This window comes from Massilia sp. CT11-108, from assembly GCF_047302915.1.
Classification (GTDB): domain Bacteria; phylum Pseudomonadota; class Gammaproteobacteria; order Burkholderiales; family Burkholderiaceae_D; genus Telluria; species Telluria orientalis.
This window is the reverse complement of the sequence record NZ_JBKYMO010000013.1, coordinates 1-23,815: the sequence shown is the minus strand read 5'-3', so window position 1 is coordinate 23,815 and position 23,815 is coordinate 1. Positions and strand designations below refer to the sequence as shown.

At 64.1% G+C, this 23,815-nt stretch carries 21 protein-coding genes; 15 read left to right on the top strand and 6 right to left on the bottom strand.

Annotated elements, in window-relative coordinates; all coding sequences use genetic code 11:
* Nucleotides 1-123 precede the first annotated feature (123 nt).
* The 7 genes from prsT (at nt 124) to ACEN88_RS02940 (ending at nt 9,486) form a co-directional block, all read left to right on the top strand.
* Entirely contained in the window at nt 124-2,904 is a 2,781-nt protein-coding gene (gene prsT / locus ACEN88_RS02970) for an XrtA/PEP-CTERM system TPR-repeat protein PrsT (RefSeq protein ID WP_413337326.1), read from the top strand.
* A gap of 119 nt (nt 2,905-3,023) precedes the next feature.
* Nucleotides 3,024-3,800: an N-acyl amino acid synthase FeeM domain-containing protein gene (locus ACEN88_RS02965; RefSeq protein ID WP_413337325.1), complete on the top strand. Its 777-nt coding sequence runs from the start codon at nt 3,024-3,026 to the stop codon at nt 3,798-3,800.
* Between the two features lie 68 nt (nt 3,801-3,868).
* A complete protein-coding gene (locus ACEN88_RS02960) occupies nt 3,869-4,756 on the top strand; it encodes a ThiF family adenylyltransferase (RefSeq protein ID WP_413337324.1) in 888 nt (295 codons plus the stop codon).
* A complete protein-coding gene (locus ACEN88_RS02955; RefSeq protein ID WP_413337323.1) occupies nt 4,753-5,811 on the top strand; it encodes a molybdopterin biosynthesis protein MoeY in 1,059 nt (352 codons plus the stop codon). Before ACEN88_RS02960 ends, ACEN88_RS02955 begins: the two co-directional genes overlap by 4 nt.
* Before the next feature lie 79 nt (nt 5,812-5,890).
* Nucleotides 5,891-7,180, top strand: coding sequence for a glycosyltransferase (locus ACEN88_RS02950; protein ID WP_413337322.1), 1,290 nt, complete (start codon nt 5,891-5,893; stop codon nt 7,178-7,180).
* 187 nt (nt 7,181-7,367) lie between these two features.
* Entirely contained in the window at nt 7,368-8,279 is a 912-nt protein-coding gene (locus ACEN88_RS02945) for a PEP-CTERM sorting domain-containing protein (RefSeq protein WP_413337321.1), read from the top strand.
* Between the two features lie 310 nt (nt 8,280-8,589).
* The gene (locus ACEN88_RS02940) at nt 8,590-9,486 is read left to right on the top strand and encodes a PEP-CTERM sorting domain-containing protein (RefSeq protein WP_413337320.1); all 897 of its coding nucleotides are present in this window, start codon (nt 8,590-8,592) and stop codon (nt 9,484-9,486) included.
* 65 nt (nt 9,487-9,551) lie between these two features.
* Here the strand turns inward: ACEN88_RS02940 and ACEN88_RS02935 are convergent, their stop codons facing one another.
* From ACEN88_RS02935 to ACEN88_RS02910, 6 genes are all read right to left on the bottom strand, one after another.
* Nucleotides 9,552-10,631: a nucleotidyltransferase family protein gene (locus ACEN88_RS02935; RefSeq protein WP_413337319.1), complete on the bottom strand. Its 1,080-nt coding sequence runs from the start codon at nt 10,629-10,631 to the stop codon at nt 9,552-9,554.
* Nucleotides 10,631-11,548, bottom strand: coding sequence for an HprK-related kinase A (locus tag ACEN88_RS02930; protein ID WP_413337318.1), 918 nt, complete (start codon nt 11,546-11,548; stop codon nt 10,631-10,633). The genes ACEN88_RS02935 and ACEN88_RS02930 overlap by 1 nt, the downstream gene beginning before the upstream one ends.
* Nucleotides 11,542-11,808 (bottom strand): HPr-rel-A system PqqD family peptide chaperone, encoded by a 267-nt coding sequence (locus ACEN88_RS02925; RefSeq protein WP_056134231.1) that lies wholly within the window; start codon nt 11,806-11,808, stop codon nt 11,542-11,544. The genes ACEN88_RS02930 and ACEN88_RS02925 overlap by 7 nt, the downstream gene beginning before the upstream one ends.
* A gap of 18 nt (nt 11,809-11,826) precedes the next feature.
* Nucleotides 11,827-12,447, bottom strand: coding sequence for a hypothetical protein (locus tag ACEN88_RS02920; RefSeq protein WP_413337317.1), 621 nt, complete (start codon nt 12,445-12,447; stop codon nt 11,827-11,829).
* A gap of 190 nt (nt 12,448-12,637) precedes the next feature.
* Complete coding sequence (locus ACEN88_RS02915) at nt 12,638-13,267, bottom strand: XrtA/PEP-CTERM system exopolysaccharide export protein (protein ID WP_056134225.1); 630 nt, start codon at nt 13,265-13,267, stop codon at nt 12,638-12,640.
* A 132-nt stretch (nt 13,268-13,399) separates the two neighbouring features.
* The gene (locus ACEN88_RS02910) at nt 13,400-14,158 is read right to left on the bottom strand and encodes a S1C family serine protease (protein WP_413337316.1); all 759 of its coding nucleotides are present in this window, start codon (nt 14,156-14,158) and stop codon (nt 13,400-13,402) included.
* A 409-nt stretch (nt 14,159-14,567) separates the two neighbouring features.
* On the opposite strand from ACEN88_RS02910, the gene ACEN88_RS02905 reads away from it, so the two are divergent.
* From ACEN88_RS02905 to xrtA, 8 genes are read left to right on the top strand one after another with little or no spacing between them, the layout of a single operon-like run.
* A complete protein-coding gene (locus ACEN88_RS02905; protein WP_413337315.1) occupies nt 14,568-16,112 on the top strand; it encodes an XrtA system polysaccharide chain length determinant in 1,545 nt (514 codons plus the stop codon).
* A 16-nt stretch (nt 16,113-16,128) separates the two neighbouring features.
* The gene (locus ACEN88_RS02900; protein WP_413337314.1) at nt 16,129-17,070 is read left to right on the top strand and encodes an XrtA-associated tyrosine autokinase; all 942 of its coding nucleotides are present in this window, start codon (nt 16,129-16,131) and stop codon (nt 17,068-17,070) included.
* Nucleotides 17,051-18,634: a TIGR03016 family PEP-CTERM system-associated outer membrane protein gene (locus ACEN88_RS02895; RefSeq protein ID WP_413337313.1), complete on the top strand. Its 1,584-nt coding sequence runs from the start codon at nt 17,051-17,053 to the stop codon at nt 18,632-18,634. Before ACEN88_RS02900 ends, ACEN88_RS02895 begins: the two co-directional genes overlap by 20 nt.
* Before the next feature lie 17 nt (nt 18,635-18,651).
* The gene (locus ACEN88_RS02890) at nt 18,652-19,722 is read left to right on the top strand and encodes an XrtA/PEP-CTERM system-associated ATPase (RefSeq protein ID WP_413337312.1); all 1,071 of its coding nucleotides are present in this window, start codon (nt 18,652-18,654) and stop codon (nt 19,720-19,722) included.
* Nucleotides 19,719-20,603 (top strand): XrtA system polysaccharide deacetylase, encoded by an 885-nt coding sequence (locus ACEN88_RS02885; RefSeq protein WP_413337311.1) that lies wholly within the window; start codon nt 19,719-19,721, stop codon nt 20,601-20,603. The genes ACEN88_RS02890 and ACEN88_RS02885 overlap by 4 nt, the downstream gene beginning before the upstream one ends.
* On the top strand, nt 20,600-21,697 hold the full coding sequence (locus tag ACEN88_RS02880; RefSeq protein ID WP_413337310.1) for a FemAB family XrtA/PEP-CTERM system-associated protein: 1,098 nt from the start codon (nt 20,600-20,602) through the stop codon (nt 21,695-21,697). The genes ACEN88_RS02885 and ACEN88_RS02880 overlap by 4 nt, the downstream gene beginning before the upstream one ends.
* A 3-nt stretch (nt 21,698-21,700) precedes the next feature.
* Nucleotides 21,701-22,903: a TIGR03087 family PEP-CTERM/XrtA system glycosyltransferase gene (locus tag ACEN88_RS02875; RefSeq protein WP_413337309.1), complete on the top strand. Its 1,203-nt coding sequence runs from the start codon at nt 21,701-21,703 to the stop codon at nt 22,901-22,903.
* Nucleotides 22,894-23,793, top strand: coding sequence for an exosortase A (gene xrtA / locus ACEN88_RS02870; RefSeq protein ID WP_413337308.1), 900 nt, complete (start codon nt 22,894-22,896; stop codon nt 23,791-23,793). The genes ACEN88_RS02875 and xrtA overlap by 10 nt, the downstream gene beginning before the upstream one ends.
* The last annotated feature ends 22 nt before the right edge of the window (nt 23,794-23,815 follow it).

The window sequence follows — 23,815 nt, the reverse complement described above, 5'->3', positions numbered from 1 at the left end:
GGTGGGGGGATTTGCAACACGACGGCAAACTTGTGCGTCTTTGTTAGTATTCCTTCAGGTATTATTGTTGAAGAGGAATCCGCACACCATTGCAGTTACGATACATATCTCGAGGAATGCCAGATGCCGCGTCACCCCAACAAGCTGAAACTTACCGCTGCCATCCTGTCCGGCGCGTTCATGGTCGCCGGGCTGTCCGCCTGCGGCCGCTCCACGCAGTCGACCGAGCAGCTGCTGACTGAAGCCAGGCAGTATCAGCAAAAAGGTGACCTGAAGTCGGCAATGATTCAGCTTAAGAATGCGGTCGAAAAGAGCCCGGAAAACGGCGAGGCGCGCATGGAGCTGGGCAACCTCCAACTCAACATGGGCGATTTCCCCTCGGCCGAGAAGGAATTCCGCAAGGCCCGCTCGAATGGGATCGCCGCCGACCGCGTGCTGCCCCAGCTGGCCAGGGCGATGTCGCAGCAAGGCAAGTTCAAGGAAATCCTCGACGAAGTCACGCCGGAAGTGGCCGCCAAATCGGCGCCGTTGCTGACGCTGCGCGGCGACGCCCTGCTGGCCACCGGCAAGCTCGACGAAGCCAAGCAGGCGTTCGAGCAAGCCCTGGCGCTGAACGCCAATGCCGGCGACGCCCTGCTCGGCCTGGCGCGCTACGCCGTCGCCAAGCAGGACAAGGACGCGGCCGCGCGTTACATCGACGAGGCCGTGGCCAAGGATCCGAAGAATGCGGATGTCTTCATGGCGCGCGGCTCGCTGCTGCGCACGCAGGGCAAGTCCGACGAGGCGCTCGCCGCCTTCGACCAGGCGCTGGCGCTGAATCCGCACCATCGCACGGCGCACATCGAGAAAGCCTACGTCAACATCACCCGCGGCAAGTTCGCGGACGCAAAAGCGGAAATCGACGCGGCCGAGAAGAATGCGCCCGGCAATCTGCTCGTGACCTATACCCGCGCATTGTACGAATTCTCGCAAGGTAAGTATTCGGCTGCCCAGGATGCCCTGCAACGCGTACTGAAAGTCGCGCCCGATCACATGCCCAGCGTGCTGCTGGCGGGCGCATCGGAACTGAACCTCGGTGCCTTGCAACAAGCCGACCAGCACCTGCGCAAATACCTGGAATTCAATCCGGACGACGTGTACGCCCGCAAGCTGCTGGCCCAGGCCCAGCTCAAGAGCGCGCAACCGAACGACGCTGCCGCCACGCTCGCGCCGGCACTGAAGAACGCGGCGGACGATCCGCAGGTACTCGCGCTGGCCGGCGAAACCTATATGCAGGTGCGCGACTTCAACAAAGCCAGCGTCTACCTGGAAAAAGCCACGACGCTGGCACCAAAGGCGGCCGGCCTGCGTACCTCGCTCGGCCTGTCCAAGCTGGCCCAGGGCGACCAGGCACGCGGCCTGTCCGAACTGCAGAAGGCCACGGAGCTCGACCCGAAGTCGGCGCAGGCGACGATGGCGCTGGTCCAGACGGAAATCAGCCTCAAGCATTACGACAAGGCGCTGGCCGCCATCGACGCGCTCGAAAAGCAACAGCCCGACAATCCGCAGGTGCTGACCCTGCGCGGCGCCGTCAACATGGTCAAGGGCGACGTGCCTGCCGCCCGTGCCGCGCTGGACAAGGCCGTGGCCCTGCAACCGACCTTCATCCCGGCCGTCCAGAACCTGGCACGCCTGGACCTCGTCGAGAAGAAACCCGACGCCGCCAAGCAGCGCTACGAAAAAGTCCTGCAGAAGGAACCGAACAACGTCGACGCGATGCGCGCCCTGGGCGAACTGGCGACGATGCAGAATCATCCCGAAGAAGCGACGTCCTGGTTCGAGAAGGCCAGCAATGTGAAGCCGGAAGCCGTCGGCCCGGCGCTCAACCTCGGCCGGCACTATCTGCGTACGGGACAGGCACAAAAAGCGCTGACGCTGGCACGCAAGGTCCAGACCGCCAACCCGACCAATCCCGAACTGGTGGAACTGCTGGGCCAGGCCCAGATCGCCAACAAGGACACGGCTGGGGCGCTGGAAACCTACAGCAAGCTCGTCAACCTGGCCCCGAAATCGGCCGCGCCGCACCTGCGCCTGGCCGGTGTGCACATGCTGATGCAGAACAATAATGCTGCGGCCGACGACCTGAAGCGCGCCATCGACCTGCAACCGAACCTGATCGCCGCCCGTCTCGCCCAGGTCGAGCTGGCCGTGCGCATGGGCCGCGGGGACGAAGCGCTGGCCATGGCTCGCCAAATCCAGAAGATCGACGACAAGTCGCCCGTCGGCTACGCCACCGAAGGCGACGTGCTGATGTCGCAAAGGAAGCCGGCGCAGGCATTGCCCGCCTACGACAAGGCGTTCGCGATCGCCAAGGCGCCGGAAATCCTCATGAAATCCCTGCAGGCCATGACGCTGACCGGCAAGGGCAAGGAAGCGCAAGCCCGTGCAGCCCAATTCCTGAAGGACCACCCGAACGACATCCTGGTCGGCATGTACGTCGCCGAGAACCATCTGGTTGCCAAGGATTACAAGGCCGCGATCGCACGCCTGGAAGACATCGTCAAGCGCGCGCCGAACAATGCTGCCGCGCTGAACAACCTGGCGTATGCTTATCAGCAAGTGAAAGATCCGCGCGCACTTGCAACGGCCGAGCAGGCATATAAACTTGCTGAGAACAACGCCGGCATCATGGACACGCTGGGCTGGCTGCTGGTGGAACAGGGCAATACGGGCCGCGGCCTGCCGCTGCTGCAGAAAGCCAGCACCCTGGTGCCGAAGTCGTCGGAAGTGCGCTACCACCTTGCAGTGGGCCTGAGCAAATCGGGCGACAAGGCGGGCGCGCGAAAGGAGCTCGACAAGCTTCTGGCGGACGACAAATCGTTCGCCCAGGCCGATGAAGCGCGCGCATTGCTAAAGGCTTTGTAAGAAGCTAATATACATTAATAAATAAATAATAATCCACGCCCGGCACCGCCAGGGCGTAGGGCGACCAGAACTTCCGTTCGCAGTACGCGAACGTTTTTAAACAATTGGGGAATCCTGCGATGACGACTTTCGACGATTTCAAGGATCCAGAGGGTGGTTCGGCCGCATCCCTATCGGACGCTCATGATTTTGGTGATCGCGATAATATGACGCCCTCGCAATATGAGGATGTTATCGTGAACCACGATTCGTATGGAATCCGGCTTACCGATACTGCGGACGGGCGAAATTCGGCAAGTATGCTGATCAACAAGATGTATGCCTGGCGCGGTTATGCCGGTACCCATCAATTCAGCGACGACCCGAATCGCATTACCCTCACCGCCACCGACAAGGGTGACGTGGTCGGTACGCTCACGATTGGTATCGATTCGCCGATTGGCCTGATGGCGGACCAGATCTTCAAGGAGGAGCTGGACGCGCACCGCAACAAGGGGGCGCGCCTGTGCGAGTTCACGAAGCTGGCGTTCGACCCGTCGGTCCGCTCGAAAACGTCGCTGGCCAACCTGTTTCACCTGGCCGTGATCTATGCCCGCGACATCCACCAGTGCACGGATATCGTCATCGAAGTGAATCCGCGCCATCGCCGTTTTTACGAACGCATGCTCGGCTTCCAGCAAGAGGGCGAACTGAAAGTCAATCCGCGCGTCGAGGCACCGGCCTACCTGCTGCGGGTGAACCTGGAATTCGTGACGGAACAGATCCAGAAATACGGTGGCACATTCAGCGCCGATAACAACGTGTCCGAACGTTCGTTTTACCCCTATTTCTTCTCGCCGCGTGAAGAACGAGGCATCATCAACCGCCTCCTGCGCATGGACGAACAACACGCATAAAACGCGCTGTGCGTAGCAGATATCGGTGCTTTCGGCCGTTTTATCGATAAAACCGTTTTTCCTCATCAATGACAAATCCGTTCCGCTATGAACAGGCGTTTTCGCGCAATATCGGCTGGGTAACGCCTGCAGAACAGCAGACCCTGCGCGGCAAGCGTGTCGCCATTGCCGGCGGCGGCGGGGTCGGCGGCGTACACCTGCTCACCCTCGCTCGCCTGGGCGTGGCGAAGTTTCATATCGCCGACTTCGACACCTTCGACATCGTCAACTTCAACCGCCAGGTCGGCGCCATGATGTCGACGGTCGGCCAACCGAAGGCCGAAGTGCTGGCCCGCATGGCCAGGGACATCAATCCCGAAATCGACGTCAAGATCTTTCCTGACGGCGTCAACCAAGGCAATCTCGACCAATTCCTGGACGGCGTCGACCTCTACGTCGACGCACTCGACTTCTTTGCCTTCGACGCCCGCCAGCAGACGTTTGCCGCCTGCGCCCGCCTCGGCATCCCGGCCACGACGGCCGCGCCGCTCGGCATGGGTGCCGCCCTGCTGAATTTCATCCCGGGCCAGATGACGTTCGAAGAATATTTCCAATGGGGCGACCTGCCCGAACTGGACAAGGCCATTCGCTTCGTCGTCGGCCTGGCGCCGGCCGGCCTGCACCGCCCGTACCTCGTCGTGCCGGACGCCGTCAATTTCGCCGAGCGCCGCGGTCCCTCCACGTTCATGGCCTGCCAGCTGTGCGCCGGCATCGTCGCCACCGAGGCGCTGAAGATCCTGCTGGGACGCGGCAAGGTCCTGGCCGCGCCGCACGGCATGCAGTTCGACGCCTATCGTAACAAGCTGGCCCACACCTGGCGCCCGGGCGGCAACGGCAACCCGTTCCACCGCCTGATGATCGCCGTCGCCAAGCGCCAGATGACGCGCCAGCTCGCCGGGAAAGCGGTACAGGCATGAACCAGACCCTCCGCGACATCCTCGACCTGGCGCGCTGGGCGCCGAGCGGCGACAACACGCAGGTGTGGCGTTTCGAAGTGCTCGGCCCCGACCACGTGGCCGTGCACTTCCACGATACGCGCGAGGATACGGTGTACGACTTCCGCGGCCGCCCGAGCCAGATCTCGCACGGCACCCTGCTGGAAACGATGGCGATCGCCGCCACCGCCCACGGGCTGCGCGCCGAGATCACCCGGCGTCCGGACGACCAGGACCACCTGCCCGTGTTCGACGTACGCTTCGTGCCCGATCCCGCTGTGAAGCCGAGTCCGCTGCTGGGCGCCATCACGACCCGCAGCGTGCAGCGCCGCGCGATGAGCACGCGCCCCCTGCTGCCCGAAGAAAAACGTGCCCTCGAGGACAGCGTCGGCCCCGGCTACGAAGTGCGCTGGATCGAAGGCTTCAGCGGCAAACTGGCCGCGGCGCGCCTGATGTTTTCGAACGCCAAGCTGCGCCTGACGATGCCGGAAGCCTACGAGGTACACCGCCGCATCATCCACTGGAACGCACGCCACAGCCCCGACCGCGTGCCCGACCAGGCCCTGGGCGTCGATGCCGCCACCCTGCGCCTGATGAAATGGGCGATGGTCAGCTGGGGCCGCCTGTCGACGATGAACCGGCTGATGGGCACCTGGGCGCCGCGCCTGCAGATGGACCTCGTGCCGGGTCTGCGCTGCGCCGCCCACTTCGTCATCATGGCCAGACACGCGCCGGAAACGGTCGAGGATCACGTCGCCGCCGGCCGCGCCGTGCAGCGTTTCTGGCTGACGCTGACCCACCTGGGCCTCGCGATGCAGCCGGAGATGACGCCCCTGATCTTTTCCGCCTACGTGCAGCATGGCGAGCCGTTCTCGACCGTCGACAAATTGCACCATTCGGCGCGGCAATTGCAGCAACGTCTGCACAAGCTGATCGGCACCGGCAACGGCCATCCGGTCTTCATGGGCCGGCTCGGCGCAGGTCCGGCGCCCCAGGCCCGTTCGCTGCGCAAGCCGCTCGAAGAACTGATGAAGTAAACCGGCGGCGCGGGATGTCCGCGCCGCCGGCGCCGTCCGCCCGGCACGTTCCCGCAACCATCTTTCTATCGATACCCCTATGGAACGTATCAAAATCCTGTTCTTTGCGGAAGCCGTGACGCTCGCCCACGTCGGCCGCCCCATCGCGCTCGCGCAATCTCTCGATCCCGCACGTTTCGACGTGCACGTCGCGTGCGCGGACGGCTACGAATTCTGCTTCAACGGGACGCAGTTCACCCGCTGGACCATCCACAGCATTCCGAGCCAGCAATTCCTCGACGCGCTCGCGGGCGGCAAGCCGGTGTACAGCACGGCGACGCTCGCCAGCTACGTCGAAGACGACCTGCGCGTGCTCGACGCGGTCCGCCCGGACATCGTCGTCGGCGATTTCCGCCTGTCGCTCTCGGTCAGTGCACGGCTGCGCCGGATCCCGTACGTGTCGCTGATGAACGCCTACTGGAGCCCGTACGTCGTGCAGCATTACGCCGTGCCGCACATCCCGCTGACGCGCCTGCTGCCGATCCGCATCGCGAATGCGATCTTCCGCATGGCGCGTCCGGTCGCGTTCGCCTCGCATTCCGTGCCGCTGAACCGCGTACGCCGCCAGTACGGCCTGCCGTCGCTGGGTACCGACTTGCGCAAGGTCTATACGGACGCCGACTACAGCATGTACGCCGACGTCCCCGATCTCTTTCCGCCGAAGAGCCTGCCCCAGCAGCATGCCTACATCGGCCCCATCATCTGGGCGCCGCCGCTGGCCAAGCCGGACTGGTGGGATAAATTGCCCGAAGATAAGCCGATCGTCTACGTCACGCTCGGCAGTTCCGGCCAGGGCCGCCTGCTGCCGCTGGTGCTGGAAGCGCTGGCGCCGCTGCCGGTGACGGTCATCGCCGCCACGGCCGGCACGATCGACGTGGCCGGTGCGCCGGCGAATGCGTTCGTTGCCCCTTATCTGCCGGGCGACGTGGCGGCCAAGCGCGCCAGCCTCGTCGTCTGCAACGGCGGCAGCCCGACCAGCCAGCAGGCATTGGCTGCCGGCGTGCCGGTGCTGGGCATTGCCAGCAATCTCGACCAGTTCCTGAACATGAGCGGCGTCATCAAGGCCGGTGCCGGCGCCCTGCTGCGCGCCGACCGCTTCCGCGCCAAGAAGCTGACGCGCCAGGTGCGCACAATGCTCGACGATCCGGCGCTGAGGGCAGGCGCCCGTCGCGTGGCCGACGCCTTCTCCAACTATCCGGCGGCGCAACGCATGACGGCGTTTCTGGAAGGCGTACAGGCATTCCATCGCCATGCACCGACCGCTTACGTGGACAGCAATTCCGTTGCAACCGAGAATCAAAAAAACACGTTAACGAACGCTATTCAGTGACTGTCGGAATTTTTTACAGCAGCCCTTCCCCCGAATCGGGTAATTTCTTGCATTTTTTCATAAGTCGTTGATTTAGAACAGTACAACAATTCCTGGCACGGCATTTGCATAAGGGTTGGCATGAGCCGCATCAACGAGCACGCGGTTTAACCGACAAACCCAACACGCATCCACTTTTGGAGCCTACATGAAGAATTCGTTCCGCAAACTGATCCCGGTCGCAGCCGCCCTTGGTCTGGTCTTCGCCGCATCGTCGGCACAAGCATTCACCCTGCAAAATGGTGCTGGCGTAACGTACGCATCCAACGTGAATAGCCTGGACTGGAACTCCACCGGCAGCGGCGTTGCCAAAGGCATCGCCAACGGCGTGGCACTGACGCAAGGCAACCCCTTTAACTTCCTGTATCAGGCGAACCTGTCGTCCGTTAACGGCCAGACCACCGGCAACTTCCGCGGCAACCTGGATTCGACCGCGGACGGCGTGGCGAACGACTCGTCGGCTTTCGAATTCACGATCGTGGCAAAGCTGAGCGAATACGTGAAAACGTCGTCGGTCGATCCGGTCAACAAGACGGTGAGCGCAACCTTCGGCCTGAACAACACCGCCGGCGCCAACAAAGTGGCGATCTTCTACGACACCAAAGCCAACGCCTTCACCAGCGCCGGCACCGGCTTCGACGACGGCGTCATGGTTGCCCTGCTGACCGTCGATCCGGCCAGCACGCTCTCCACGTTCACCACCAGCGTCGTCACCGGCAACGGCCTGGGTTCGACCAAGATGACGGCTTCGATCATGGAAAGCGGCGACTTCATCAATCAGAACTATCTGAAGGGTCTGACGAACGTGAGCTTCAAGTTCGACTCGAACCTGAACCTGCCGGCACTCGACTCGATGACCAGCTCGTTCCACTCTGGCGCCGGCGGCAACACGGACCTGTTCCCGGCGTACGGTGTGACGCCGAACGACCTGGTGTTCAAGGTCGACGGCGCGACCGCCGTCGAGAACGGCCGCGTGCCGGAACCGGCAAGCATCATGCTGCTGGGTATGGGCATGCTGGGCCTGGTCGGCGCCAAGCGCCGCCGCGCTCCGAAGGCCTGATCCGGATAGGCATCGGCATCACGAAAACCGCGGCTTCGGCCGCGGTTTTTTATTGTGCGCAACTTTCTTTATGATATGACCGATTTCCTTTGCGCATTCTTTCCCAAAAACATCTAAAAACTTTACGCAAGGACACATAAAAAATCGGAATTTTTTACAGTTGGCCTACCCGGGACGCAAGTTTGTGACCTAAGCTTTTGATTTATAACGAAAAGAAAAGACTGGCACGGCGTTTGCATTAAGTAGGAACAAGCCCGCAGAACGCGGCGCCTATACCGAACAACTTAATAAGCATCCACTTGGAGCCAACATGAAGATTTCGTTCCGCAAATTGATTCCGGTTGCAGCCGCACTCGGTTTCGCATTCGCTGCATCGTCGGCACAAGCATTTACTCTGCAAGACGGTAGCGGCGGTGTCTACGCTACCAACGCGACCAGCCTGGACTGGAACTCGACCGGTAGCGGCGTCGCGAAGGGGATCCCGAGCGCTCAGCAACTGACCGTAGGCAAACAATTCGACTTCCTGTATCAAGCCAACCTGTCCGCCGTCAATGGCAGCACGACCGCCAATTTCCGCGGCAACCTGGACTCGACCGCAGACGGCGCCCCGAACGACTCCTCGGCTTTCGAATTCACGATCGTGGCAAAGCTGAGCGAATTCGTGAAAACGTCCAGCACGGCGGGCACCACGCTGAACGCCAGCTTTGGCCTGAACAACACCCCGGGCGCGAATAAAGTCGCCATCTATTACGACACCCAAGCCAACGCCTTCACCAGCACCGGCACCGGTTTCGATGACGGCATCATGGTTGCCCTGCTGACCGTCGATCCGAACGTCACGCTGTCGACGTTCACCACCGACAGCGCTACCGGCGTCGGCATCGGTTCGACCAAGATGACCGCTGCGATCCTCGAGTCGGGCGACTTCATCAACCAGGACTACCTGGCTGGCCTGACGAGCGTGACGTTCAAATACGACTCGAACCTGAACCTGCCGGCCGGCGACTCGCTGACCAACGGCTTCCACAAAGGTGGCGACGCCCTGTTCCCGGACTACAGCGTGACGCCGGACGACCTGGTGTTCAAGGTCGACGGCGCCTTCTCGGTCGAAAACGGCCGCGTGCCGGAACCGGCAAGCATCATGCTGCTGGGTATGGGCATGCTGGGCCTGGTCGGCGCCAAGCGCCGCCGCGCTCCGAAGGCCTGATCCGGACAGGCATCGGCACCATGCAAAACCGCGGCTTCGGCCGCGGTTTTTTTATGCGCGGACGGTCAGGCTGCCTGTGTGTCGCTCTTCCCGCTGAGGAAGGCTTTATGAAACAGATGCCGGGCCAGCAGCAGCGGCGGCATGCGCAGCCAGTTCCCGCGCACGTACAAGGCAAAGCGCGCCACGTCGCTGAATGCGTCCGCGCAGCTTGCATGCAGCGGCAGCAGCGCGCGCGCGAACAACCGGTCCATCAGCCACAGCAGGGCCGCGTTCGGTCCCTCGGACGCCACCGCCGCCTGCGCGGCCGGCGGGACGACGGTACCGAGCAGGCGCGGACAATACCGCAACGCATAGAACAGCGGCCGCCCAAGCTCGAGCTCGCGGGCCCGCGCCGGCAACGTCTCCCAGAACCCGGGCGCCTGGCCGAACTGCGTCAGCAGGCGGTGCAGGTCGACGAGGTCGCGCAAGCCCTTGTCGAATTCGCCGTCGAAGAACAGGTGCACGGCGCTGTGCAGGACCATGTCCGCCGGAGACAACGTGGCCAGATGCGGCTCGCCCGGGATCGGACGAGCGCTCGCGCGCAGCCTGGCCGGATCCGGGCGCACGGGGGCCGTTTCCGGCAGGATCGCGTGGTGCACGTCGATCGAGTTGCCGCGCCGGGCGTGCTGCATCGGCGGCAACTCGTGCATCCATTCCCGGTAGTAGCGCTGGTCGTAGGCATCGTGGTGCGTGGTGATCCAGCCATGCATCATCAGCGCCGCCTCGACCTCGGGCAGCCGCGCCTTCGGCACGAGAATGTCGATGTCGGAAAACAGGCGGCCGCGGCCGGCGTCCAGGCCCGCCATCGCGTACGCGGCGCCCTTGAGCAGGATCAGCGGCAATCCCAGCCCGTCGAGCGCCCGGCCGATCTGGCGGACTTCGTAGCGGGCCGCCCTGGCATGTCCGGCGGCGCCCACGCGCGTCCACTCCAGGTGCGCGCGCGGCGCGGCGGGAACGGCATCGAGCAGGCCGGCATCTTCCAGCAGGACGAGCAGGTACGCGTCGAGGTTGGCGGCGTCGGCCTGGCGCAGCAGCAGGTCCCAGCCGGCGTCGTCCAGCCCTTGCACGGTGCCCGGATCGCGCAACACGCGTATCAGCAGCGGCATCATGCGCCCCCCGGCACCAGGCGTTCGAACAGCGCCATCGCCTCGGGCAGGCTGCTGTAGCGGAACGTGTAGGCGTCGCTGGCGTCGATCAGCCCGCCGAGGGCCGTAAAGCCGCGCGCACCCAGCACCTGGTAGTTGAAACAGTTGTCGGCCACCTGCATGAAGGCGCGCGCCTTCGGCAGCGGATCCAATGCGATGGCGGCACCGGCTTCCCAGCGCGGGAACACGATGCAAGCCGGGCGCGCGGGTTCGAGGGCGCGGGCAATGCTTGCTCCCGGCGCCTTCAGGTGGGCGATCGTTCCCTTGGTCGTTTCTTCCACGGGCCGGCTCAGTACGGCGTCCGGACGGAACGCACGGATGATGTCGATCGACGTATTCTTGAGGCTGACCGGGCGCGGCAGCGGCACGAGAACGCCGTCGTCGAGGCGCACGAGCGTCATCTCGTCCGACAGCAGCCGCCAGCCGTGGCCCAGCAGGGCGGCCGTCAGCGTGCTCTTGCCGGAGCCGGGCGGTGCCGGCAGGATAATGGCGCGGCCATGTTTCTCCAGCACGGCCGCGTGGACGATCAGGTAGCCGTGGGCGCGGTGCGAGACGCACCAGTTCATGGTCCATTCCAGCATCGGATACGCCTGCGCCAGCGGCAGGGGCTGGAACGGCGTGGTGCCGTCGTAGGCGAAATGTACCTGCGACTTGTACCAGCGGCGCAAGCCGCCCGAACGTCGCAGTTCGAGGTGGAAGTCGACGAAGCCGCCCACAGGCTCGACGGGGTAATCCGCATACATCAGCGCGACGCTGTCGATCAAGGGCGCCACGTCGCTGCGGATGCGGTTGGTGAAGGGGCCGGTGCGCAACACGAGACCGTCACCGGACAGGTGTGCCGCCAGTTCGGCGCGCGACAGCGAACCGACCGTCAGCATGGCTCGATCAAGTCCAGCCCGGCAAGCGCTGCCAGCATCTCGTCGATCAGGGAAACGAGGTCGTCGTCGCCGGCATCGAAGCGGTCGGCCAGGCGGCCGGCCAGCCCGGCCGCATCGGCGGGCTCGTCACGCAGGGCGAACAACAGGTCGAGCGCGGCGCCATCCAGCAGGTGGGTATTGCCCGACAAGTCGTTGTACAGCACGGCTTCCCCATCCCATTCCCGGCAGGCCAGCGCCTGGCCAGGCATCAGACGCCACATGCGTTTCGCCGCCTGTCTTCAGTCGTGGATCGAGCAGAGGTAGTTGGCGACCTGCGCATTGTCCCAATACACGCCGGCGGTCGGGCTGTAGCGGCCCGTGGTCTGCAGCTCGCTCCACATCGTCTTCAGGTCGTTCAGGTCGATGAAGTCGATGAGTTTCTGCTCGAGGTTCAGGTAAGCCGCCACGAGGTGCATGCCGACCTTGTTCGTGTCGAACGGCTGCGGGTTCAGCATGTCTTCCAGCTTGGCGCAGAAGTACGAACCCGGGTTGTAGCATTTGCCCTCGTCGTACGAGGCTGCCCGTACCGGGCAGGCCGTGCCGGGGCTGGCCGCATAAAAGACATCGGTGAACTTGAGGTCGCGCGACACCGGCCAGGCGTGCTGGGGCTGTTTCCAGTAACCGGGCGACAGGCCGCCGCAGGCCGGCGCCTTCGGCCCATAATGACTCGTCGACAAGCCGTCCGACAGCGAGCCCGAAGGCGATCTGCAGACCATCGACGCCATCGCCGATTTGCTTTCCAGCGTCGCGAGTACCCCCGCGCCCATGCCGGCTTTGGCCAGGCGACGGCGTGCCGCGCCCCGTTTGGTCAAGGACGGCGCCGGTTCGATCTTGTCGTTATCTTGATGTTCGGTAGCCACGTGCGTTCCCCAAAATGTTGTCGCTCACTGAGGGCGACCAGTACCTGATCAAGCAAGTTTTACGCCAACGTGGTTCCTGGAAGAAAAACTTACATTAAATCAGGTGCTTATTTTGGCGCCGTACCACCCAGCAACCACTATTGTATGTTGGAACACTGAGTGGTGTAAAAAATATCGACGACTGATGTTATCAGAAGAAGCTTTCCGGGATGACGAGGACGTCGCCCGGACGCATCGGCACGTTGGCCGAGATGTCGCCATCCTTGATCAGGTCGTCCAGGCGGACGTTGAAGCGTTGTTGCTTGCCGTCCACGTTACGGATCAGGCTGGCGCGATTGCCCGCCGCGAATTCGGTGGTGCCGCCGACGGCGATCATCACGTCCATCAGGCTCATGTCGCGGCGATATGGCAGCGCCTGCGGCTTGGTCGCCTGGCCGATCACACGGATCTGTTCGGAGTAATTGCCGATGAAGTTCGTGACGACGACGGTGACGACCGGTTGCTGGATGTACTTGGCCAGGGCTTTTTCGATGTCACGCGCGAGCGCGGTCGACGTCTTGCCGGCGGCCGGCAGGTCCTCGACGAGCGGCGTCGTGATCTTGCCGTCCGGACGGACCGGCACCGACATCGACACTTCCGGGTTGCGCCAGACGATGATGTTGACGGCATCGCCCGGCCCGATCAGATATTGGGAATCGGTCACCTGCGTCTCGATCGGCTGTTGGCCACCACGCGTTGCGCAACCGCCCAGCGCCAGCACGCATGCAGCGGCGAGCACGATCGCCGAATATTTCCCCAGGTTCGCCTTGTACTTGCCCACGTCAGATCCCTTTCGGTAAAGCCATTGTTATAAAGCCATTAACAGATTGGTATTGTATAGCATAGTGCCAAATGAACAGACGCCGCACAATATAAATTGTTCATGGTCATGACGTGCTTGCGGCTTTTCTGCCTATTTTTTTCGCAACAAGTCCCGGACATGGTTCACCGGAATCGCATACGTGATCCCGCTCGGCGCCGAGATCGCCGTCTCCTTCAATCCTTTGACGAACACGGCATTGATCACGCCGAGCACCTTGCCAGTGGCGGGATCGTAGACGGGACTGCCGCTGTTGCCCGGATACGCCGTCCCGTCGAGCTGGAAGATATTGAAGGGTTCGCGTTGCAGTGCGGCGATCTGGCGCGGGTCGAGGCTGCGTGCGCCGAGCGACGGACGGACGATGGGCGTGATCGCCGCGAGCGTCGCCCGGTGCGTGGCTGCATGCAGGCCCAAGGCCATGGCCAACGGAAAACCCGTCAATGCCAGTTCCTGGCCTTCCTGGACCGTATCCGAATCGCCCAGCTCGAGCGCGGGCAGCGGTGTGCCGGACAGGCGCAGGTGGGCCAGGTCGTGTTCGTTGTCACGCGCCACCAGTTCGGCCGGGCGGAAGCGCACGCCTTCTCCGTCCGGCAAGACGATGCCGAGCTGTACCATTTTGCCGTCGGCCGGCGTGGCCGGTACGACGTGGGCATTGGTAATGACGTCCAGGCCGTCCCCGACGACGAAACCGGTACCGTTGAAGACGGTCGACGGGCTGCGGGTCCGCTCGAACGTACCGATACCGACGACCGAGCGTTTGATGACCGGCACGATGGGCCGCAGGTCGGTCGCCATCGACTGGCCAGGCAACACGCCTGCCGCCAGCGCGCCTGCCGCCAGTAACGCCGTCAATCCGCGGCGGCGTGACCAGAATCTATTACGAAACGGCATCAACCGTGCACCCCCTTTTGCAATTTAGACATTACAATAAAGCGTTAGAATTTGAAAAATTGCTGAAACGTAAGTCTACGCGATGCGATCGCTCACCGTCCGCTGTCAGCGTTGAAGGCGTACAACGGTTTAACGATTTTTTATTAAATCCATGCTAATAATTCACGGATATTAAGCAAAAAACCCCACGGTCCTCAGCTTGCTCGGTGGCATTTGCGTTGCAGATGAGGCACTCCCGAATGAGCTCACCATATTTTTCTCGCGTGTAATTGCAATTGCTCGGGGTACAAGCGATCATGCGAGATATTTGATTATTTTTTAGGCCCCTCTTCCCCACGGGTAACGGGTCGTTCATGGCGAGACTGACGAGATGGCAGAGATCACAGCCGTACTTCTAAACTTCCTCAAGGCGATTGGCAAATACCGTTGGCATGCCGTCGTCATCACCTGGGTTGTCGCATTGATCGGCTGGGCGGTGGTATTGCGCCTGCCCAATCAGTACGAAGCGTCGGCACGCGTGTATGTCGACACGCAAAGTATTCTGAAGCCACTGCTTTCGAATATGACGACCGTGCCCAACCTGGAGCAACAGGTCACGTTCATGCGCCGCACGCTGATCAGCCGCCCGAACGTCGAGCGCTTGATGCGCATGGTCGACCTCGACGTCAAGGCCAAGGACAGCAAGGAACACGACAAGATCGTCGATGAACTGATATCGCAGATCAAGATCACCGGCACGGAGCGCGACGACATTTATACGCTGACGTATATGTCCGACAATCCGAAACTGGGCAAGGACGTCGTGTCGTCCCTGCTCACGATCTTCGTCGAGGGCAGCTTCAGCGGCAAGAAACAGGACTCCGAAAAGGCGGTCCAGTTCATCGACGACCAGATCAAGACGTACGAGGAAAAACTGGCCGCGGCCGAAAACTCGCTGAAAGAGTTCAAGCTCAAGAACCTCGGCATGCTGCCGGGTGGCGGCAGTGGTACCGGCGACTTCGGCGGACAGCTGCAAACGGCGACCGACCAGCTGAGCCAGGCCCGGCTGGAACTGGCCGAAGCGGAACAGGCGCGCAATGCGATCCGCCGCCAGATCGACGGCGAACCGGCCAAGCCGGGCACCGTGACGGTCGACCCGGCCCTCGTGGATCCGGAACTGGAATCGCGCATCGCACTGGCCCAGAAGAACCTGGACAACCTGCGCCTGCAATACACCGAACAGCATCCGGACGTGATCGCCAACCGCCGCCTGCTCGAGCAGCTGATGGCGCAGAAGGCCGATCTCGCCAAGAACAAGAAGCGCAGCCTCGACCCGGGCGCCAGCTACAGCCCGATGCTGCAGCAGCTGAACGTGTCGCTGTCGCAGGCCGAGGCCCGCGTGGCGTCGATGCGCGCCCGCGTCGCGGAATACGAGAATCGCGTGGCACGCCTGCGTAACCAGAGCACGACGGCGCCGGAAATCGAAGCGCAGTTCGCCCAGCTGAACCGCGACTACAACGTCAACCGCGAAAACTACCAGAAGCTGGTCGAACGCCGCGAGTCGGCGCGCCTGTCGGGCGACCTGTCGTCCGCCACCGACATGCTGCAGTTCCGCGTGATCGATCCGCCGACCGTGCCGAACCACCCGAGCGGCCCGAACCGCCTGCGCCTGTTCTCGCTGGTGTTCGTCGGCGCCCTCGTCGCCGGCCTGGCCGTCGCGTTCCTGATGAGCCAACTGCGTCCGACCTTCCTGAGCCAGAGCACGCTGCGCGACGTGACCGGCCTGCCGGTGCTGGGTTCGATCGGCATGAACTGGACGCCGGAACAGACCGTCAAGCGCAAGCGCCGTCTCGTCGCTCTCGCGAGCTCGGTCCTGCTGCTGTTCGGCGCCTATGGCGTCGGGATGGCTGCCATCCTGGTCCGTCCCACGCTTTAAGATTAAGGAGTACACCGTGAGCATCATCGAAAAAGCGGCCAGCCGGATCGACCTGCAGCGCAACGCGCCCGCCGTCGCCAAGACGCCGGAAACGGCCACCGTCGACGTCGTCGAGGCGGACGCGCCTGTCGTAGCGCCCACTGTGCCGGCGCACGCGGCACCGGCAGCAGAAGCCGCAGCGGCCCAGGCAAGCGCAGCCGCCGCTGAAGCGCCTCCGGCGCAAAAATTCTCGACCCGCCGCGTGGAGCTGGACCTGAACCGCATGCGCGACCTGGGCATGGTCACCGCCGCCAGCGGCCGCACGCGCCTGCTGGAAGACTTCCGCGTCATCAAGCGTCCGCTGCTGCAGCGCGCCTTCGCCGAACGCGCGGAAGGCGAGAAGCCGGGCAACCTGATCATGGTGACGAGCTCGCTGCCGGGCGAAGGCAAGACCTATTGCGCGATCAACCTGGCGATGAGCATCGCAATGGAACTCGACCATACGGTGCTGCTGGTCGACGCCGACGTCGCACGCCCGTCGGTGCTGCGCTCGCTCGGCCTGCCGGCGCACCGCGGCCTGATGGACATCCTGCTGGACGACAAGATCGACATGGCCGACGTCATGCTGCGCACCAACGTCGACACGCTGTCGATCCTGCCGGCCGGCACCAGCACCCCGCGCGCGACCGAGTTGCTGGCCAGCTCGGCCATGAGCTCGCTGGTGGACGAGATCGCCCACCGCTATCCGGACCGCGTCGTGATCTTCGACTCGCCGCCTCTGCTGCTGACGAGCGAATCGCGCGTGCTGGCCTCGCACATGGGCCAGATCGTCATGGTGGTCGAAGCCCAGACGACGACCCAGCATGCGGTCAAGGAAGCGCTGCACCAGCTGGAAGGCTATCAAAACGTCAATCTCATCTATAACAAGACCAGGGAGTTCCCCGGCATCGAAGAAACGTATGACTATCACTACGGCTAATTTGTCCGTCCACCGGCCGGTCAAATGGCCACGCAGCGCCACCCTCCGGCTCACGCCGCTTGCAGTGGCGGCACTGTTGCTGTCGAACCAGGCGTGGGCACAATGGCGGGTCACCCCCACGATCCAGTTGCGCGAAACGTATTCCGACAACGCGAGCAACCAGGCGGACGATCAGGCCCACGGCAGCTTCATCAGCGAAGCGGCGCCCAGCCTGAGCATCACCGGCACCGGTCCGCGCCTGAAGGTCGCGGCGAGCGCGGAATGGCGCAAGTTCGCCTATAGCAACGACGACATCGGCAACACGCGCAACAGCGACCGCCGCTACCAGGCCACGGCCAATGCCATCGCCGTCAAGGACTGGCTGTACGTGGACACCAGCGCGAGCGGCTCGCGCCAGGCCGTGTCGGCGTTCGGCCCGCTGCCGAACAATTCGTACACGGCCAACAACGGCACGGACATCCGCACCTGGAGCATCAGCCCTTACGTGCGCCACCAGTTCGGCACGACGGCCACCCTGAACGCCCGCTACCAGCGCGATTCGGTCGAAGGCGGCACCGGCAGCGGTTTCGGCAACAGCCTGGCCAGCACGGGTGCGTTCGACGTGACTAGCGGTCCCGCATTCCCCGACCTCGGCTGGAACGTGCATTATTCGCACCAGGACATGAGCGCGCAGCGCACAGGCAAGACGACCAACGAGAACAGCCTCGCCGGCCTGCAGTACCGCGCCACGTCGCACCTGAGCCTGACCTCCAGCGTCGGCTACGACAAGTACGAATACCGCGCGCTCTCCGAAAAGACGCGCGGCCGCAGCTGGTCCGCCGGTTTCATCTGGCAACCGTCGACCCGCACGCGCATCGCGGCCACGGTCGGCCACCGTTACTTCGGCAACACGGGTTCGCTCGACGCCAGCTACCGCACGCCGCACACCGTGTGGACGGTGACCTATGCCGACATCGTCACGACGTCGCGCCAGCAATTCCTGCTGCCGGCCGCGGTCGATACGGCCGCCATGCTGGACCAGATGCTCGTCAGCCGCTATCCCGATCCGGTGCAGCGCCAGCAGATCGTGCAGGCGTATATCGCGCAGGCGGGCCTGCCGCCCACGCTGCCCAGCGCAGTCCCCTACCTGAGCAACCGCTACATGCGCAACAAGCGCCTGCAGGGCGGCGCCACGCTCCGCGGGGCGCGCAGCACGCTGCTGTTCACCGTGTTCAAGGAACGCATGAACGCCCTGTCGCTGCAGCAGGAAGACAGCACCCTGCTGCCGTCGCAGTTGAGCACCCTGAACGAGGACACGGACCAGAAAGGCGCCAGCGCGAGCGCCGACTACAAGCTGTCCTCGCGCACGTCGGCCCACGCGAGCCTGTACGGCGTGAACGTCAAGTCGCTGCGCACCGGCGTCACCAACGATATCCGCCAGGTGAGCATGGGACTGAGCAGCCGCTTCGACACCAAGACCACCGGATCGCTCGACCTGCGCCACTCGAAAGGCCGCGCCGGCGTATTCGACAACCGCGACTACCACGAGAACGCGATCGTGGCGACGCTTACCGTCCAGTATTGAGCCCGCGGAGGCATACGATGTACGAGTCTTTTTACGGATTATCCGCCAAACCTTTCCAGCTGCGCCCGGACCCGCATTTCTTCTTCGGCAGCAAAGGCCACAAGCGCGCCATGGCCTACCTCGAGTACGGCCTGTCGCAGGGCGAGGGCTTCATCGTCATCACCGGTGAAGTCGGCGCGGGCAAGACCACGCTCGTGCGCAACCTGTTCAACCGGCTACCCTCCGACCAGATCGTCGCCGCCCACATCGTCAACACGCACCTCGATCCGGACGACACGCTGCGCATGGTCGTCTCGGCCTTCGGCCTGCCGTACGAGGGCGCCAGCAAGACGGACCTGCTCACGCGCCTGGAAAAATTCCTGTGCGACGTCGACCACCAGGGCAAGCGCGCCCTGCTCGTGATCGACGAAGCCCAGAACCTGTCCGCGCGCACGGTCGAAGAGCTGCGCATGCTGTCGAACTTCCAGACCGACGACAAGTCGCTGCTGCAGACCTTCCTGCTCGGCCAGCCCGAATTCCGCGCCACCCTGCACAGTCCCGGCATGCAGCAGCTGCGCCAGCGCGTGATCGCCAGCTACCACCTGGGCCCGATGGATGCGCAGGAAACCCGCGCCTACGTCGAGCACCGCCTGACCACCGTCGGCTGGAAGGGCGACCCGGCGTTCGACGACGGCGCGCACGACGCGATCTATGCCTACAGCGGCGGCATCCCGCGCAAGGTCAACACGCTGATGGACCGCGTGCTGCTGATGGGCTTCCTGGAAGAGATGCACGCGTTCGGCGAGCCGGACATCAATACCGTCGTCAAGGACATCAGCGAAGAATTCCAGGTGCCCGACCCCGTCGGCACGCCGGCGCCGGACACGCTGCCGGGCCACCTGCCCGAAGACGATGGCGACGCGGACTACAAGACCGGCCTGCGCACCATCGACCAGCGCATCGGCGAGCGCCGCGCCAGCAGCGTCGAAGTGCTCGACGAACGCATGATGCGCCTGGAGAAATCGATCGTTTCCGTGCTGTCGATCCTGAAGAAGATCGTCGCCACGCCCCACGGGGCAGTAACCCACCCTATGGATAATCAAGAATGAACATGGTCGAACTCGCCCCGCGGCCCGTGCCGGCCCCGGGACAACGCATCCGCAATGCGATGACCTGCGACGTCGAGGATTACTTCCAGGTCTCCGCGTTCGCCCCCTACATCGATCGCGCCAGCTGGCCGACGCGCGAATGCCGCGTCGAAGCCAACATGGATCGCATCCTCGGACTGTTCGAACGCCACGGCGTGCGCGCCACCTTCTTCACGCTGGGCTGGATCGCCGAGCGCTATCCGCAGGTGGTGAAACGCATCGTCGCCGCCGGCCACGAACTGGCCAGCCACGGCTACGGCCACCTGCGCGCGTCGGACCAGACCCGCGCGGAATTCGCCAACGACATCCGCTCCGCGAAAGCGCTGCTGGAAGACATCGGCGGCCAGGCCGTGCTGGGCTACCGCGCGCCCAGCTTCTCGATCGGCCGCGACAATCTGTGGGCGCTCGACGAGCTGCTCGACGCCGGCTACCGCTACAGCTCCAGCATCTACCCGGTCGTGCACGACCATTACGGCATGCCGGAAGCGCCGCGCTTCGCGTTCTACCCGAACGGCACCGACGGCCTGCTGGAAATCCCGATCACGACCGTGCAGATGATGGGCCGTAACCTGCCGGCCGGCGGCGGCGGCTACTTCCGCCTGCTGCCGTACGCGCTGTCGCGCTGGATGATGGCCAAGGTCAACCGCGAGGATGGCCAGCCCGCCCTGTTCTACTTCCACCCGTGGGAAGTCGACCCCGGCCAGCCGCGTCCCGAAGGCCTCGGCGCCAAGGCCCGCTTCCGCCACTACATCAACATCGACCGGATGGAACGCCGTATCGAATCCCTCGCGCGCGACTTCGCGTGGGACCGCATGGACAACATCTTCCTGAACCGCCCATGAACTCCATCATCGAAGCCGCACAGGCCAAACGGGCCGCTCCCGTCATGGCCTCCTCGCCCATGACCCTGCACGTGCTGCAGCCGCACGAATACGGCCGCTGGGACGCCTTCGTGCGCGCCTGCCCGGACGCCACCTTCTTCCACCTGTCCGGCTGGCAGAAGGTCATCGAAGGCTCGTTCGGCATCAAGACCTGGTTTTATTACGTGCAGCAGGACGGCCAGATCCTCGGCGTCCTCCCCCTCGCGGAAATCAGGAGCCGCCTGTTCGGCCATTCGCTGGGCGCGATGCCGTTCTGCGTGTACGGCGGCCCGGCCGCGACGAACGATGCGGCGCGCGCCATGCTCGACCAGGCCGCGCACGAACTCGCGCAGAAGCTCGGCGTCGGCCACCTGGAATACCGCGGCATGCAGCGCTTCCACCCGGACGACGCCAGCTGGCACACGAAGGAGTTGTACGTCACGTTCCGCAAGGAGATCACGGGCGACGACGAGGCCAACCTGAACGCCATCCCGCGCAAGCAGCGCGCGATGGTCCGCAAGGGCATCAAGCTGGGCCTGCGCGGTGAGGTCGACAGCAACGTCGACCGCATGTTCGAAGCCTATGCCCACAGCGTGCACCGCCTGGGCACGCCGGTGTTCCCGAAAAAATACTTCGCCATGCTGCAGGAAGTCTTCGGCGACGAGTGCGAAGTGCGCACCATCGTCACGGACGACAACCGCCTCGTGGCCGCCGTGCTGTCGTTCTACTGGCGCGACGAAGTCGTGCCCTATTACGGCGGCGGCATGGACCTCGCGCGCGAAGTGGCCGGCAACGACTTCATGTACTGGAACCTGATGCAGGCAGCAAGCGCGCGCGGCTGCCGGCTGTTCGACTTCGGCCGCAGCAAGCTGGGCACCGGCGCCTACGATTTTAAAAAGAACTGGGGCTTCACGGCGCAGCACCTGCCGTACGAGTACAAGCTGTACGGCGCGACCGCGCTGCCGGACAACAATCCGCTGAACCCGAAATACCAGCTGTTCATCAAGATGTGGAAGAAGCTGCCGCTGCCAGTGGCGAACTTCATGGGCCCCTACATCGTCCGTAACCTGGGGTAAGCGATGGAAGACCTGCTGCTGCTGATCCACCGGATCCCGTATCCGCCCAACAAGGGCGACAAGATCCGCTCGTACCACCTGCTCAAGCACCTGGCCCGGCACTACCACGTGCACCTGGCCACGTTCGTGGACGACCCCGACGACTGGCAGTACGTGCCGCATGTCGAGGCGCTGTGCGCCAGCAGCCATTTCGCCGGCATGAAGCCCCTGCTGGCGCGCGTGCGCAGCCTGCAGGCGCTGCTGAAGAACCGCTCGCTGTCGCTCGAGTACTACCGCGACGCCTCGCTCGCGCGCTGGGTCGACGCCACCGTGGCGAAACACAAGATCGAGCGCGTGCTCGTGTTCTCGTCGGCGATGGCGCAGTACGCCGACCCGTACCGCTCGGCGCGCCGCGTCGTCGACTTCTGCGACGTCGACTCGGACAAGTGGAGACAGTACGCCGAACAGAAATCGTGGCCGATGAACTGGCTGTACCGCTACGAGGCGCGCCAGCTGCTGGCGTACGAACGCCGCGTGGCGCGCGACTACGACGCGTCGCTGTTCGTCTCGGCGCCGGAGGCGGACCTGTTCCGCCAGCTGGCGCCGGAAAGCACCGCCAAGATCGGCCACTTCAGCAACGGCGTCGACACCGACTACTTCTCGCCCGAGCAGCCGCATGCAAATCCGTACCCGCCGGACGAGCGCGCCCTCGTGTTCACGGGTGCGATGGATTACTGGCCGAACGTGGATGCCGTGCAGTGGTTCGCGGCCGACGTCTTCCCGCGACTGCGCGAACGCTTCGGCGACGTGAAGTTCTACATCGTCGGCTCGCGCCCGGCGCCGGCCGTGCAGGAACTGGCCAGGCTGCCGGGCGTCGTCGTGACGGGCACCGTGCCGGACGTGCGGCCGTATATCGCGCATGCCGCCGTGTCGGTGGCCCCCCTGCGCATCGCGCGCGGCATCCAGAACAAGGTGCTGGAAGCGATGGCGATGGCGACGCCGGTCGTCGTGTCGCCGCAGGCGCTGGAAGGCATCGACGCCGTGCCGGGCAGCGAACTGGTACTGGCCGAGGATGCCGGCGCCTTCGTCGACGCCGTGAGCATGCTGCTGGCCGGCCAGGACAGCGCGGCCGCCGCGATCGGCGCCGCCGCCCGCGCCAAGGTCCAGCGCCGCTACAGCTGGTCCAGCAACCTGGCCTGTATTGGAGAGAGTCTCGAATGTTCCTGAAACCGCCGCCCGGCGTGATCAACGCCACTTCCGCTCCCATCTCGCGCCAGGGCACGGCGCTGATCGCGCTGGCCCTGCTCGCGCCGTTCCTGCTGTACCTGGGCACCGTGCGCTCGATCGTCTCGGTGTGGAACAGTTCCGAAACCTTCGCCCACGGCTACGTGATCCTGCCGATCAGCCTGTGGCTCATCTGGCGCCGGCGCGAGAATTTCAGCCTGTACCCGCCGCAGCCCTGGCCGCCCGCGCTGCTCCTGCTGGGCGTCCTCGGCGCCGGCTGGCTCGCGGCCCAGCTGGGCGAGGTGCAGGTCGTGTCGCAATACTCGTTCGTCGCGATGTTCCCCGTCGCCGCGCTGGCCCTGTTCGGCCCGCGCCTGGCCGGCTCGCTCGCCTTCCCCCTGCTGTTCCTGCTGTTCGCGGTGCCGTTCGGCGAAATCTTCGTGGGACCGCTGATCCAGTTCACGGCCGACTTCACGGTGTGGGCGGTGCGCGCCACCGGCATCCCCGTGCTGCGCAGCGGCACCCGCTTCGAACTGCCGACCGGCAGCTGGTCCGTGGTGGAAGCCTGCAGCGGCGTGCGCTACCTGATTTCTTCGATCACGCTGGGTTGCCTGTACGCCTACCTCACCTACCGGTCCGCGCTCCGGCGCGCGTTGTTCATCGGCCTGTCGGTCATCGTCCCCGTCATCGCCAACGGCCTGCGCGCCTACATGATCGTGATGATCGGCCACCTGTCGGGCATGGAGCTGGCGACGGGCGTCGACCACATCATCTACGGCTGGCTGTTCTTCGGTCTCGTCATGTTCGTCATGTTCTGGATCGGCAGCTTCTGGCGCGAAGACACCGTCGCCAGCTCCATGCCCGACAGGTGGCCGATCATCACGATCATGTAGGCGCGCAGGCCGTTGGCGATGA

Excerpts from the sequence above, each read along its gene's own strand:
- ACEN88_RS02925 (WP_056134231.1), bottom strand. The coding sequence starts at position 11,808 with ATGTGGCGTCTGATGCCTGGCCAGGCGCTGGCCTGCCGGGAATGGGAT.
- ACEN88_RS02930 (WP_413337318.1), bottom strand. The coding sequence starts at position 11,548 with ATGCTGACGGTCGGTTCGCTGTCGCGCGCCGAACTGGCGGCACACCTG.
- ACEN88_RS02955 (WP_413337323.1), top strand. The coding sequence starts at position 4,753 with ATGAACCAGACCCTCCGCGACATCCTCGACCTGGCGCGCTGGGCGCCG.
- ACEN88_RS02935 (WP_413337319.1), bottom strand. The coding sequence starts at position 10,631 with ATGCCGCTGCTGATACGCGTGTTGCGCGATCCGGGCACCGTGCAAGGG.
- xrtA (WP_413337308.1), top strand. The coding sequence starts at position 22,894 with ATGTTCCTGAAACCGCCGCCCGGCGTGATCAACGCCACTTCCGCTCCC.
- ACEN88_RS02890 (WP_413337312.1), top strand. The coding sequence starts at position 18,652 with ATGTACGAGTCTTTTTACGGATTATCCGCCAAACCTTTCCAGCTGCGC.
- ACEN88_RS02960 (WP_413337324.1), top strand. The coding sequence starts at position 3,869 with ATGACAAATCCGTTCCGCTATGAACAGGCGTTTTCGCGCAATATCGGC.
- prsT (WP_413337326.1), top strand. The coding sequence starts at position 124 with ATGCCGCGTCACCCCAACAAGCTGAAACTTACCGCTGCCATCCTGTCC.
- ACEN88_RS02905 (WP_413337315.1), top strand. The coding sequence starts at position 14,568 with ATGGCAGAGATCACAGCCGTACTTCTAAACTTCCTCAAGGCGATTGGC.
- ACEN88_RS02885 (WP_413337311.1), top strand. The coding sequence starts at position 19,719 with ATGAACATGGTCGAACTCGCCCCGCGGCCCGTGCCGGCCCCGGGACAA.
- ACEN88_RS02940 (WP_413337320.1), top strand. The coding sequence starts at position 8,590 with ATGAAGATTTCGTTCCGCAAATTGATTCCGGTTGCAGCCGCACTCGGT.
- ACEN88_RS02895 (WP_413337313.1), top strand. The coding sequence starts at position 17,051 with ATGACTATCACTACGGCTAATTTGTCCGTCCACCGGCCGGTCAAATGG.
- ACEN88_RS02945 (WP_413337321.1), top strand. The coding sequence starts at position 7,368 with ATGAAGAATTCGTTCCGCAAACTGATCCCGGTCGCAGCCGCCCTTGGT.
- ACEN88_RS02880 (WP_413337310.1), top strand. The coding sequence starts at position 20,600 with ATGAACTCCATCATCGAAGCCGCACAGGCCAAACGGGCCGCTCCCGTC.
- ACEN88_RS02875 (WP_413337309.1), top strand. The coding sequence starts at position 21,701 with ATGGAAGACCTGCTGCTGCTGATCCACCGGATCCCGTATCCGCCCAAC.
- ACEN88_RS02950 (WP_413337322.1), top strand. The coding sequence starts at position 5,891 with ATGGAACGTATCAAAATCCTGTTCTTTGCGGAAGCCGTGACGCTCGCC.
- ACEN88_RS02965 (WP_413337325.1), top strand. The coding sequence starts at position 3,024 with ATGACGACTTTCGACGATTTCAAGGATCCAGAGGGTGGTTCGGCCGCA.